The sequence below is a fragment of the Symmachiella dynata genome (genome assembly GCF_007747995.1).
GTDB classification, from domain to species: Bacteria; Planctomycetota; Planctomycetia; order Planctomycetales; family Planctomycetaceae; genus Symmachiella; species Symmachiella dynata.
The window spans coordinates 1,875,329-1,888,100 of record NZ_CP036276.1; the positions used below are offsets into that span (position 1 = coordinate 1,875,329).

Annotated in this window: 10 protein-coding genes; 4 read left to right on the forward strand and 6 right to left on the reverse strand. The window is 54.8% G+C overall.

Annotated features, from left to right (window positions below; genetic code table 11):
• Nucleotides 1-2: 2 nt before the first annotated feature.
• Entirely contained in the window at nucleotides 3-992 is a 990-nt protein-coding gene (locus Mal52_RS07190; protein ID WP_145375065.1) for a malate dehydrogenase, read from the reverse strand.
• A 473-nt stretch (nucleotides 993-1,465) separates the two neighbouring features.
• Here Mal52_RS07190 and Mal52_RS07195 point away from each other — a divergent pair, with 473 nt between their 5' ends.
• Nucleotides 1,466-2,335 (forward strand): peptidoglycan recognition protein family protein, encoded by an 870-nt coding sequence (locus tag Mal52_RS07195; RefSeq protein WP_145375067.1) that lies wholly within the window; start codon nucleotides 1,466-1,468, stop codon nucleotides 2,333-2,335.
• A complete protein-coding gene (locus Mal52_RS07200; RefSeq protein WP_145375069.1) occupies nucleotides 2,332-3,099 on the forward strand; it encodes an alpha/beta hydrolase in 768 nt (255 codons plus the stop codon). Before Mal52_RS07195 ends, Mal52_RS07200 begins: the two co-directional genes overlap by 4 nt.
• 146 nt (nucleotides 3,100-3,245) lie before the next feature.
• On the opposite strand, the gene Mal52_RS07205 is transcribed toward Mal52_RS07200, so the two are convergent.
• Both Mal52_RS07205 and sppA read right to left on the reverse strand, forming a co-directional pair.
• A complete protein-coding gene (locus tag Mal52_RS07205) occupies nucleotides 3,246-5,594 on the reverse strand; it encodes an FG-GAP repeat domain-containing protein (RefSeq protein ID WP_145375071.1) in 2,349 nt (782 codons plus the stop codon).
• Nucleotides 5,595-5,791: 197 nt separating this feature from the next.
• On the reverse strand, nucleotides 5,792-7,633 hold the full coding sequence (gene sppA, locus Mal52_RS07210; protein ID WP_197534724.1) for a signal peptide peptidase SppA: 1,842 nt from the start codon (nucleotides 7,631-7,633) through the stop codon (nucleotides 5,792-5,794).
• 496 nt (nucleotides 7,634-8,129) lie between these two features.
• Here sppA and Mal52_RS07215 point away from each other — a divergent pair, with 496 nt between their 5' ends.
• The gene (locus Mal52_RS07215; RefSeq protein WP_145375075.1) at nucleotides 8,130-8,960 is read left to right on the forward strand and encodes a hypothetical protein; all 831 of its coding nucleotides are present in this window, start codon (nucleotides 8,130-8,132) and stop codon (nucleotides 8,958-8,960) included.
• A gap of 245 nt (nucleotides 8,961-9,205) precedes the next feature.
• Complete coding sequence (locus tag Mal52_RS07220; RefSeq protein WP_145375077.1) at nucleotides 9,206-9,967, forward strand: hypothetical protein; 762 nt, start codon at nucleotides 9,206-9,208, stop codon at nucleotides 9,965-9,967.
• A gap of 201 nt (nucleotides 9,968-10,168) precedes the next feature.
• Here Mal52_RS07220 and Mal52_RS07225 read toward each other — a convergent pair whose 3' ends face one another.
• The 3 genes from Mal52_RS07225 to Mal52_RS07235 form a co-directional block, all read right to left on the reverse strand.
• Nucleotides 10,169-11,035, reverse strand: a complete 867-nt coding sequence (locus tag Mal52_RS07225) for an LCCL domain-containing protein (RefSeq protein WP_145375079.1) — start codon at nucleotides 11,033-11,035, stop codon at nucleotides 10,169-10,171.
• Between the two features lie 268 nt (nucleotides 11,036-11,303).
• Nucleotides 11,304-11,981, reverse strand: coding sequence for a GDSL-type esterase/lipase family protein (locus Mal52_RS07230; RefSeq protein WP_145375080.1), 678 nt, complete (start codon nucleotides 11,979-11,981; stop codon nucleotides 11,304-11,306).
• A 217-nt stretch (nucleotides 11,982-12,198) separates the two neighbouring features.
• The gene (locus Mal52_RS07235) at nucleotides 12,199-12,741 is read right to left on the reverse strand and encodes a DUF4303 domain-containing protein (protein WP_197534725.1); all 543 of its coding nucleotides are present in this window, start codon (nucleotides 12,739-12,741) and stop codon (nucleotides 12,199-12,201) included.
• Nucleotides 12,742-12,772: the final 31 nt, after the last annotated feature.

The following is a 12,772-nucleotide window of genomic DNA, read 5'->3' on the forward strand; positions in this document are numbered from 1 at the left end:
GTTTAGGCCAACAAGTCCTTAACCGTGTCCCGTTCGCTTTGCAGTTCGGCGACGGTGGCGTCGATTTTGGCCTGGGCGAATTCGTTGTGCTCCAGCCCTTGCACGACACTCCATTTGTTGCCGTCGGTGGTCAGCGGAAAACTGGTGATCAGGCCTTCGTCGATGCCGTAGCTGCCATCGCTACAAATGGCGGCGCTAAACACGGTACCTGCCGGGGTGGGGGTGACGATGCTTTTCAGCGTGCCGAGAGCCGCATTGGCTGCCGAGGCGGCACTCGATGCGCCGCGGGCTTTAATGACGGCGGCACCGCGCTGTTGCACGGTGGCAATGAAATCGTTTTTCAGCCACTCATCGTCGCCGATCACCTCAACAGCCGACTTGCCGCCGATCTTCGTATTGAAGAAGTCCGGGAATTGAGTCGCGCTATGATTGCCCCAAATCGCCATGCCGGTGACGGCAGCGACTGGTTGTCCTGATTTTTGGGCCAATTGGGCAACCGCACGGTTTTCATCCAACCGGGTCATCGCAAACCAACGATCGCTCGGCACGTCGGGGGCATTGCTCATGGCGATCAGGCAATTGGTGTTACACGGATTGCCCACAACCAGAACACGAACGTCTTTGGCTGCAGCGGCTTGAATCGCTTTTCCCGTGCTGGTGAAAATCGGTCCGTTGATCCGAATCAAATCGCCCCGTTCCATGCCCGCTTTACGAGGAATACTGCCGACACAGACAACGAAGTTGCAATCGGCGAAGCCGGCTTCCAGGTCGTCGCTGCTGGCTTTGACGACACCTGCGAGTGTGGGATAGGCACAATCGTCCAATTCCATCTCAATCCCATCCAGCGCGCCCATGGCGGGGGGGATTTCAATGAGATGCATGATCACCGGCTGGTCCGGTCCAAAAACTTCGCCCGAAGCGATGCGAAACACGAGGCTATAGCCAATTTGCCCGGCGGCGCCGGTGACAGCAATACGGATGGGGGTTGCCATGAGGATGCTCCTGTGCAGCCAATCTTGTCAGTGAAGAGATTCCCGTAAAGGGAATCCTGGTGTTTGTTCTGTGTTTTCGCTGGATTCGTGCCTCTGACGCAGTCCGCAGCGTCAAGCGCAAGGCGAAGCATCGGTTTTAGCGATTTCCCAACATCGCGGCAACCAACGCACAACTGCGATAGGCATGAGCTGTGAGGGAACAGGCGTGAGGGCTGCTCGTGGTCGGTTGCCGGAGTTTGGCACACTGAATGTCTCCTACGAGACAGGTTCGAAATTGAGCGAAAATCTGGCTGGGTGAAAAAACGGTCGGATATCGCGCCGAACACGAAGCATGCGGTGAATGGGGGTTTTGCGTTGGGTTTGCGGCCGGCGGACAATTGCCAAATCCACCTCAACACCGTTACACACAGATCGTTTTAACATAACGACTTGCGACAATCGCCTTTGTGTTGACCCTGTAAAGCCAGCCGACAATGTCCGCCGTTGACACGTTCTGCAATGCCCAATACATTCCACGCCCTGTAGCCGACCGGGCGGATCTGTTGCCTGTTGGCGGGACCATTGTCGCCATACCCGTTATCATAGACGGGGAGAAAATTTTGCGGGCAACGTCGAGACGGATACTGCGAGCAACGTTGCTCGTGTTGCTGGGAAGCACCCTTTCCAGTTGCACGCGGCATCATGCGTCGTTGCCGCCGGATGTGGTCAGCACGCCGCGGCAAATTCCATCCGTCCCCTCGGTCGCCCGGATACGGGGGAACATTCCCACGACGTCCGTGCAACTGCCGACTCGGCCTGTCTCCCTGCCATCGGAAAACAACCCTTGGAAGCCGGACGGCCCTCCGCGAGAATGGAATTACATTGTTCTGCACCACACAGCATCACATGCGGGAAGTGTGGAACAAATTCATGAACAACATTTGGGAAAAGGTTGGGAAGGAATCGGGTATCACTTTGTGATCGGTAACGGCGACGGCATGGGAGATGGAGTCATCGAACCCACCTTTCGCTGGCGGGAACAAATGCATGGTGCCCATGCCGGTAAACGGGACTACAACCAACACGGCATCGGAATCGTGTTGATTGGTAATTTTGAAGAGACATCCCCTTCATCGGCGCAAATGGATTCCGTCATCCGACTGGTGGCCACATTAAAAAGTGAATACGGCATCTCCGCCGACAACGTGATTCCCCACAGCGAAGTCAAAGCGACAGCCTGTCCCGGCAAAAACTTTCCCTTAGCGGAAGTCGCTGCCGTTGAACTTGATCATCGCCTGACACAGAACCAACGAGACGAACCCAGGCCGAATCTGGCCGCTCAGTATAGGAGTACGACGCGATGAATACTCGATTTTCTCACAACACCGCACAAGTCGGCGGAGAGGGCCTCGACGCTTCAGCGGCCACGGATCTGATCCCAACGAGCTATTCCGCTGCGCTCCGGCGGCGGTTTGACATCGATGTCGATTCCATCGAATCCCCCGCGGCGACGTACGTCCCGGAATACTACGAATCCAACTATGCCTATCCGCTTTTAATCTGGCTGCACGACGAAGGGGGCACCGAACGGGACCTGCTCCGCATCATGCCGGAGATCAGCAACCGCAATTATTTTGGGTTGTCACTCCGCGGTCCGCTAGACGCCCGGACGGATCAGGATGGCTATCGCTGGTCGCATCTCATCGATGATGTGATCGCTGTCGAAAACGAACTGCACGAACAGGTCGGCCGCTTGCGACGGATGTACAACATTCATTCGGAACGGGTCTTCATCGGCGGCTGCGGCGACGGAGCGACAGCTGCGATACGCATCGCGCTGCGGCATCCAGAATGGTTCGCCGGCGTAGCATGCATCGGTGGAGGCATGCCGACCATGGACAAACCGCTGGCCAATTATCGCCAGATGCAAGGCAAGCGAATTCTCTTGGCGAGCGAACAAACCGCTGAGCCGTCGCATACCCGCGAATTGGGCACCTTGCTGCATACCGCGGGCATGACCATCTGCTCGCGAATGTACGAATCGGCAAAGCCGACGCATCACGAGGTTGTCCGCGATATCGACCGTTGGATGATGCAGGAATGCTACCGCACCGTGACGGTGGAATAGTTTCCTGTTACGGTTGCTCGGTGTCGCGAACCGGGCATCAGCGTCGACGCGCCTGCCGGTTTCGGTCTCGACTTGCATGCTCAGGTGCGACCAATGACGTGCGCACTGTCGGACGAGCCGACAGTGGCACCCGAACGGTGAAACGCTTACTTACCGGGATCTTGCGGATACACCAGCACGCGGTCGTGTGACAGCAGGATCAGGTCGTTGAGACCATCGCCGGTAACATCGGCAATCGCGGCTTCGCGGGGATTGGTGCCGGTCTGCTCCGAGGCATTGAGGCTCTTTTCTTCAAACACTTTGAAGTAAAACGCGTGTCGCAATCCTGTCTCGGGAGCAAAATCAAGCACCTCCACCAATTGCGACTTCGTGTCGAGGCAAGCGATGTCGACAAATCCGTCACCGTTGAGATCGCCGGCAATCAGATCCGCGAAGCGCGCCTTGTCCAACTCGGTTTCGTAGCTGGCAACCTCCTTCAACTGTGGATCGGTCTGCCCGGCGTACAGCACGCCAAACCGGCCGCTGCCGAACAGTAGCAGGTCATCACGTTCATCGCCGTTGAGGTCGGCAACATGTGTGGAGAGATAACGAAAATCGCCGATCTCCACCTCGCGCCAGGGACGAAATAGGTTGTCGACTTTCTTAAGTAATCGCAATTTCTTCACGCCCGTATCGACCAGGACGACTTCGTCCCCTGGGGTGTCATCGAGATTGATCGGAGCAGCTCCTACGATTTTGGCGCTGCTTTCCGCCGCATTAAACTGGTCGACCACTTGCCATTGTTGTTCCTCGTTGATCTTCATTTGGCGGGCGAAATTCTGTTGCGCCACCAACAAGACCGGGTTTTGCCCCGTGCTGGCAAAGACAGCACCGGCTGCGACTTTCCCCAGTCCCAAGCCGCGGCGGTTTTCCAACGGTTCGGGAACGCCCTTGTCGTTGGTCAGCAACAATTCCGGTTCAGAACCGGCAAAGACCAAAAAGTCGATCCGCCCGTCGCCGTTGGCATCGAGTTTCATCAGCTGTTTCGGTTGGTTCTTGAAGGTCAACTCGATGTCGTGCATGTCGCTTTGACCCCAATGCCGTGGCGACCACTGACCGTCTTCCTCCAATGACATAGCATGCAGGCGATATTTGGATCGGCCGCTGCGGGAAATGCAGACCAACTCCTCGCGACCGTTTCCATTGAGGTCGGCCAATTCGATTGCCATTGGCTCGTCTTCCAACGGGAGTACTATCGGAAACGAAAGTCGGCCGTGCGCCATCCGGCTGTATCCGATCGCCTTTTCCTTTTCACTGAGCACGACCACTTCGTCCCCTTTGGGATCGCCGTCCAAATTCCCAACGCGAACCTGTTGTGCATCGGTCAGACTCGGAAAGGTTTGACCTTGATCGAGGCCAGTCTTGGGATGTTGGCGAAAGACGACGATTTGTGCGCTGCCTGGATCGGTGACAACCACATCTTTCAGTCCGTCACCATTCACGTCGCCGATTCCCATATCGGTATCGCGACTGGAACTGCCCGAACCGAAACCGTAATAAATCATTTGCCCCGTTAAATCACTTTCCTGGGGCTGGGAGCGGACGACTTGATGGACTTTGACGCGTCCCGTGCGATTTTCAATCGTCAGGATTTCATCGCCCGGTTTGCCGTCGAGATTGTACAGCGTCGACGCGCGGGGCATTTCGATTTCGAAGCGATACTCCGGCCCCAAGCGGCCTTGCTGGTCTTGAAAACGGACACAAAACGGCCGGTCGTCCCCTTCCTGCGATTGATAGCTCAAATCCGCGCGACCATCCCCATCCAGATCGGTGATGCGGACCAGTCCCAATTTGCCCGATGTATTCATCACCGTTTGCGGCGCCGCCAACTTGCCGTCCGGTTGTTGATAAATCAGATAGGTTTCTTTTTTGCCCAAAACAGCAATGTCGTCTTTGCCGTCGCCGTTTAGGTCGCCGGCAGCAGTGTTCCAGCTGGCGGGGGTGACTTCGGGTAAGCGCAACCGCCGCATCGACTGCCAGTTTCCATCTTCGCCTTGGTAACGGACAATTAACTGGTCCCTCCCGCCGAAATAGGCGAGGTCGGTTCGGCCATCGCCATTAAAATCGCCGGTCGTCAACGCGGAGACCACTTTGTCCAACGTGACTTTTTTGTGTTGCAACCGGCCGTCGCTGCCGATGAAATTCGCGAGGCTCTCGCCAGGCGCCGGCTGTTCAGCCACCTGTTCGCCATCACGTTGCAACAGCAGATCGAGACGGCTGTTGCCATTGTCCACGATAATCAGATCGGTCCGCCCATCGTGATTCAAATCGGCCGGCAGCAAGTTGCGGGAGCGTTTGTTGAGTTTATAAATTTCGAGCGGCTCAAATCCGTAGTATTGAGCAAGATCGGATTTCGCAGTCTGATTTTCCTCGGCACGCGCCGGTCGGCGATATCCATCAACAAGTCCGGCAAGCACGCAGACAACAAGCAACGTCCATTTGCAAAAAGCAGCCATCGGGCGCGTCCCTTCATGGGGCTGAAAAACTATGTGAAACCCTAACTTCAAATCCGTCACGCCATGGTCCGGATCATCCTCGCAGGGGTGCCACTGGCGGCTTGTCCGCTAGTGCGATATCCCCAAGCGTCTACCGTTTGAATTCAAATCAACCGACGTGCACACTGACGGACGAGCCGCCAGTGCCACCCACCCTGTTAATTCAAATGCAGGTTGAACGGCATCAATACCAACACGCGTTGGTTGCCGAACAACCTCAAGAGTTCTAAACCTTGTAGTTGCCGTGTCAGTTCCGGGGCAATGCCATCCAACGTCCTGCGGAGCAAGGCTGTTTGGGCGGCACTACTCCGTGCATCGGCATCCATTGGCCCCAGAAATGCTTCCAACGGGTTGGGAGCTTTGGGCAGCACTTTGAGTTCCAGGTTTTTATCGGCGTCAAATCCTGCTTTGACTTTCACAGCAGTAATCGTATCGGCCAAGGTGCCGAGTTCGTCGACGAGTCCCACCTTCAAGGCTTGGGTTCCGGTATAAACACGGCCGCCAGCCAATTCCTCGAGCCGCGCCAAGTCCATCCCGCGACCCTTTGCGGCTTTGCTAGTGAATTGCTCATAAACCGTGTTGAGCAACTTCACCATCGCTGCCCGCTCGGATTCAGTGAAACCGTCGGTCGTGCTGAATACACCGGCATTCTTACCGCGACTGATGACGCTGGTGGTCACGCCGACCTTATTGAACAACCCGCCAATCGCCAATTTGCCCCCGACCACCCCGATCGAACCGGTGAGCGTGCCTGGCTCGGCAAAGATGCGATCGGCTCCCATCGCAATGTAATACCCACCGCTGGCTGCCGTATCGCCCATGCTGACGTAGAAAGGAACTTCCAGCAGTTCCAGTTCGCGCCACATCAAGTCGCTGGCCAGCGCGCTGCCGCCGGGGCTATCAACACGCAGCACAACCGCCTTCACGGTCTCATCTTCACGGACTTCACGAATCGCCTTGATCAGCGTTTCCGATCCGAGTGATTGACCGCCGAACATGCTGGATCCGCTGCGTCCGGAAGTAATCGCCCCGGTCGCATAGATCACGGCGATCTTGGGCCGTTTGCTGGAGCGTTTGGTGTCGATGCCCATCAGTTGATTCATCGTTTGTTGAAACCCGAATAACGAAAAATCGAGGTTCATCTTTTTCTTGCCGTACCGTTTCGACAATTTAACCTCAGCTTCCGGGTTTAGTTTTTCAACCGCGTCAATCAATTGGTCCTCGTAAGCCACATGGTCAATCAATCCCAGTTGATGCGCCTCAGCGGAAGACAGCGGAGCGGTATCGATGGCCGCCTCGACCGCTTTGGGGTCTAACTTGCGCGCCTCGGCGATCATCGAAATCATCTGCTCATAAAAATTGCCGATGATTTCGTTCATTTCCTGCCGAAACTCCGGACTCATCTCGGTCCGCGTATACGGCTCTGCCGCGGATTTGAATGCACCCACCCGCAACATTTCGGGTTGAATACCCGCCTTGTCGAACAGATTTTTGTAAAAGGTGATCTCAGCCCGCAGACCGGTGAGCATCAACGTGGCTGATTCGGGCATATAGATTTGATCGCAGGCGGTGGCAATCTGGTACTCGCCGCTGCTGCCTTGATCGACCCAGGCATAAACCGGTTTGCCTTTGGCGCGAATATTGCCAATCGCTTGCCGCAGCTCATTCAATTTCGCGCGCCCAATCGTGGGACCGCTGATGTTGAGAATCACACCGGTGATCTTGCGATCATCGGCCGCTTTGTCCAGCCGCTCGATAATGGTGGCCAGACTTTCTGATTTCTTGCTGAACAATGGTGGAGCCTGCGCCCCTTCGGGGTAGCTGCCGGTGATGTCCAGATGCGCCCAAGTGAGGACCGGTTTCTTTTCAGGTTTTTTCGCCGGCTTCTCAACAGACTTGGTAGCGGTTGCTTCCGCTGGCTTTTTTTCATCCGCTGCAACTACATAGGAGCAAAACAACGCGGAGACGACGAAGGCGATTGTGGCGGGCATGCGACGCATGCGAGGTTCCTCCAACAAATTCGGAAAGCCCAGCGGGCCGACGACGAAAACGCGAATTTCCGACAGGCGGCTGCATCCGGACGGGAAAATGCTCGAACCCATCCAACGGGATGGGTATCGCGAGCGATCTTTTTAAAATACGTAAAACCCGTTTCAAAAACCGGTTGCGCTTGTTTTAGAGATTTGCAGAACAGGGTCGGCAGAACGCGACAGAAGGTTTTGAAACGACTTAAGGCAGATACTTAAGTCTAAGACGCGGGATTGTAGCGGTCAAGAAGCGTGGACCGGTTACGCAGAATTGTGCAGCAGTAAACACCTGTTAAAAATCGCCGCTGATGTGCGGCGGAAATCACTTGCCAGCAGCGACCCGGTGTGCGAGACTGGAATGAACTGCCCAGCAAGGTCCTATTGCGGTCAGGTTGAATTGATCCCGCGCCACCGTCGTCGCGCGGGCAGGTGAGGAAACTCCTAAGACATTCCTGCGGAGAAGAATTCGATGAATCGTCGTTTTGTTTGGGCTTTTATAGCAATATTGGGTGCGTCACTGCTGGCCGCGCCTCAAACGGCATCCGCACAAGGTCTGATTTGGAATCTGCCCGAAGAGGACGGGACCTGGGTCCGTTATGAAGGCGATTTCAAAAACGTCGAAGCCCGGCCGGACGACGACGAAGACTTAACGATTGAAAGCAAACGCTGGCTGACAATTAGCTCCGTCGGTACCGAAACCCGCGAATACCAAGGCAAGGAAGTTCCCTGTCGTTGGATCGAACTGAAAGTCGAAACCGGCCGTTCCTCCGCCGAAGGAGTGGAAACCGGACGTTTTGGCACGATCATCTATAAAGTTCTGATCCCCGAACAAGCAGTGATCGGAAAGATCACGGACGAAGATGACATCCCCGTCACGTTTCTGCCGATTCTGGAAGGCTATCGCAAATACGGCGACCGGCCGGTCAAAAAAGTGACGGAGAAGGTTCTAGCGGTCTATCCGATAATCGCACTGATCGACCACTATCGCGACTTCAAAGCCAAGACCCAAGAGTCTGAACCGATCGACATCAAACTCGGCACCGTTCCGGCGCGAGTTTACGAAGGAATCAAACTTTCAGAAACGGAAACCAGCCGCACAAAAAATGTCGCTGACGTCGCCTTAAGCACCGATGTCCCCTTTGGAGTCGCCCAATGGTCGGTGACCGTCGAGCGCGACGAAAAAGACCAACTTGAGGACGTCGAACAGTTTCGACGCACCTCGCGGCTTGAGGTCAAAATGGAAGCGGTCGAAACGGGCAGCAACGCTCGTTCCGCAATCCAAACCCCCACCAACAACTAGCGGCTGTTGGAGTTCGAGTCGATCTGAAGCCCTGCTCGCTCACGTAAGTATTGAGCGCGCGTGCTTGCTGCCCACCTTCTCTCAGCCGCTCACACTGCGCACCGCCGATCCGACGGCAGACTGCGTCTCGCTCATTTTTTTGTGGGAATCGCGCCACTCCGCATGCTATAGAAGAGTGGTCGCACCGCGCGCAAATTGGATGGGGCGATTCCTAGCAAGTCTGCAGCAAAAAGCAGGGGGCGGATATGAGCAGAAAACTCGAGCTGATTCGAGAGAAGAAACTGCATAAACTCTTCCCGGGCAAAAAGCAGAAAAAGCTCGAGGCGAGTGGCGTCTACGTCGCGGACGAGTCGACCTGTTACGTCATTTTCGACAACCTCAACAAAGTCGGCCGGGTCGACCTGAAGTTGAAATCCTCGAAATCAAACAAGCTGATTTATCTCCTCAACGTGGGGACCGGATTCGAGGACATCACCTATGACCCGCTGAGTGATCGCTTTTACCTCATTGTCGAGGCCCTCGAAGACAAGTCACATGGCGGTTTCCGTGGACTCGTCTCGGAGTACGATGGGGATTTCATGTTTCATCGTTGCTCACAGCTTGAACCGGCATTCAAAAATAAGAACAAAGGCTTTGAGGGCGTTGAGCACATCCGCCGCGGCGACACCGAATACCTCGTCGGGCTGTGGGAAGACACGTTAGGCCAAGACGGCAACAAAGGCCGCGGCCGGTTGTATACTTGTTCCCCAAAGCCAGCGACGGCTCATGGGCCAAGCCCCGCGCCATCAATTTGCCGGCCAGCGCAAAATTCAAAGACTTCGCCGCCATCGCCCGCCGCGGAAACCGTGTCGCCGTGGTTTCACAAAAGTCGAAACGATTATGGTTGGGAGAGATTGATGAAACGTTCAGTCGGTTTGTCGAAGGGACAGGCACCACCTATCGATTTCCCAAAAAGTGCTACGGCAACGTCGAAGGGGTATCGTGGCTATGCGATGACCGCCTCGTGATGGTCTCGGATAAAAAGAAGAAAAAACAGAAAAAGTGCTGCGCCGACAAGGACCAGTCGATTCACATCTTCCGCATTCCCAGTTGCTAGCCCGCCAAGCTCCTTGGACAGCGCAGCTGTTTTTTCTTCAGCGCAGATTCGTGGACGTTGGAATGCAATGCCCCAATCCGACGGCTCGCCGTCGCACAGTGCGTTCAACGGCCTACTTGTTCGCAGACTGTTCACGCTTCTTCATTTTGGCGTGATCGATAAAAGTAAGTGTGCGATCGGTTCCACCTTTGCTGTTGGTTTCAATCCCATTACGAATGCTGCCCACAAACTTCGGCACGCCGGGACCAATCTCGACCGTCACGATTCCCCCTTGCGTCGTGATCTTACCCGCATGCAATGCTGCTCGGCAGATCATGCTGGAAAAGTCATAAGTATCCGTGCCGTAGACGATTCTTGGTCGCAAATTGCTCGGGGCAGGCGGGCACCGAAACGAGAAGCGTTGGCCGACCAGGCGCCGATAGGCAAATCCACTTCGGGTGAACTTGGTGTCCCAATCGATGCGCGGAATGTGCGCCAGGTGAATTTTATTGGTCTCATCCGAACCGGGGCCATCAACAAATGACATGCTGCGGCGAGTTTCAGGCAAGCTGTCCGTTTCGACGCCATTGCGTTTGCTGCCCGCATACTTCGGTTTGCCCGGGTTGAGCTGGATCGTCACCGTTCCACCCTCTTTCGTAATCATTCCGGCATGCAGTGCAGCAATACAAATGGAAGTGTCACTCGGATAAAAATCCGTGCCGTAGACACCGGAAAAACTTTGATCCACCGCCGCCGGCGGACACTTCACGGTGAGGCGTTGGCCGATAAATTTGTCCGCATCAAATTGAAACTTATTGAGCGTCGTGTCCCATTTGATTTCAGGAAGGACCCGAGAATCGTTTCCCGTCTCAGCGGAATAGGCCACCGCACTTCCCAAACCCAACAACAGCCCAGCAAAACTCAGCGTAAAAACTCGGCCAAACTTGGTACGGCGTTTGACCAGACCGGCGTGTGGGAGACGAGCGATTGTCATCGACATGGAAAACTTTCCTAAGCAAGTAGAGAGAGGGATTCAGCAGCATGAAGAAATATCTTCACCGAATACGGCAAACAGCTTGACGGCGTTGCACGTTGGCCTGTATTGATTCGAAATCAACAAAACGCAGACCAACGAGGCGGCAATCGCCAGGCTGTCGTGCTACTAATCCGATGGCTGGACCCATTTGGGGCAGTTTTTTTCCGCGACGCAACAACTTCGCCAGGTGGGATGTCGTGGATTCTCGGGACTGTAGAATCTTCGAACAGCTTCAGCGTTTTTCTGAGCCACTCTTGTCTGCCTGGAACTTGTTTTCCAGAAACTCTCGAAGTTCTCGATAGAGTTTTTCATGCCCTGTGGGGTTGCAGTGTAGTCCATCATCAGCCAGCAGGTTGCTCAGCTTCTCTGAATCCCAATTCTTGAAATAGTCAAGAATTGGACACGACCTCTCCTCACAGACTTGCCGCAAAACATCCGTGTAGCGCGCTGCATCTGCGCGAAGATAATACCAATCGGAGCCCAAATAAGGTGTCGTTTTCGCTTCCTCAAATGGGAATCCCGTCAGCATCAAGGTTGGGGATATTTTCAGCGAGCATTCGACCAAGGCCGCCATGGAATTTCGAAACTCTTCAATCGAGACGGCATTCTCAGAGGACTCAGCCCCTTCGCGTCGGATGTCATTAAATCCAGGATAGAGAATTAGAAGATGCGGGCGACGAACTCCTGCTTCCATCGGGAGACGCGCAATGAGACTTTCGGTGCTTTCGCCAAAAATGCCAAGTTGGTAGACAAAGTTCCTTGGACTTTGAGCTTCATGCCATATCCGCAATCGGTGAATAAATCCACCGAGTTCAAAGTCACCTCTTCCATGAATTGAACTGGAACCGAGAGCCACAATTCGCCTTGGAAACATGCTGGCGTCCCTCAGACGGTGCAAAGGAGATTCCATGAAAACGGTCTGCTACTGCAGTGATTATAAGTTGAAGCGGCTGATAACATTGCGGGAGCGTCCGGCTATGCAACGCCGATGTGTGTAAGGTGGCCCAAAGCTTCTTTAGTGTCGGCACAGCCGTGGGAGGCTGTTCGTGGCGGCCATGACCCCGTCCTCAGGAGAACCGGCTGATAGACTTTGTACTGCCGCGAAGAGTCTATCGGGAAGCCCCACGTTAGCTTGCCTTTTTATTTGTCGCGAGATACCAATTCACCATTTCCGGCGTGTTGCACAGCTTAATGAACCGGAGACGGTCCTCGTCGCTCATATCACCAAAGTCTACGTACAAGATTAGCCGCGTTGCCCCGCCCAGAACCTCAAGCCGAAAATAATTCAGTGCCCTCACAAGCGTTGACTCAAGCGTTTCGTAGTGTGTGTCGAATGCGGGGTCGTTGATCTCAAGCGAGTCGACGTATGAGAGCATTCCCTCAAGTCGCTCGTTCACGGAATCGAAGATTTCTAGGTAATCTCCACAATACGGCGTGTCGGCTACGGACCAACGGAGATCGATCGCGAGCTGTTCAAGCGATTGCTCATATCCGTGTTTGGTTTTGTATTCCCAAGCGACCTGTTTCAATCCCTGTTCGGTCAAAACAGACATCCCGATGGCTGCAATAAGCGGAACCGGGTAAATGACGTACGCATAAATCTTTTCGCCGCTGTGTTCGGCTACCCACTTGCGGTAGTGCAGTGTGAGGGCGTCGACGATTTCAGGCATCAAGTTGTCGTAATTTGGAGGCGCAAGCATT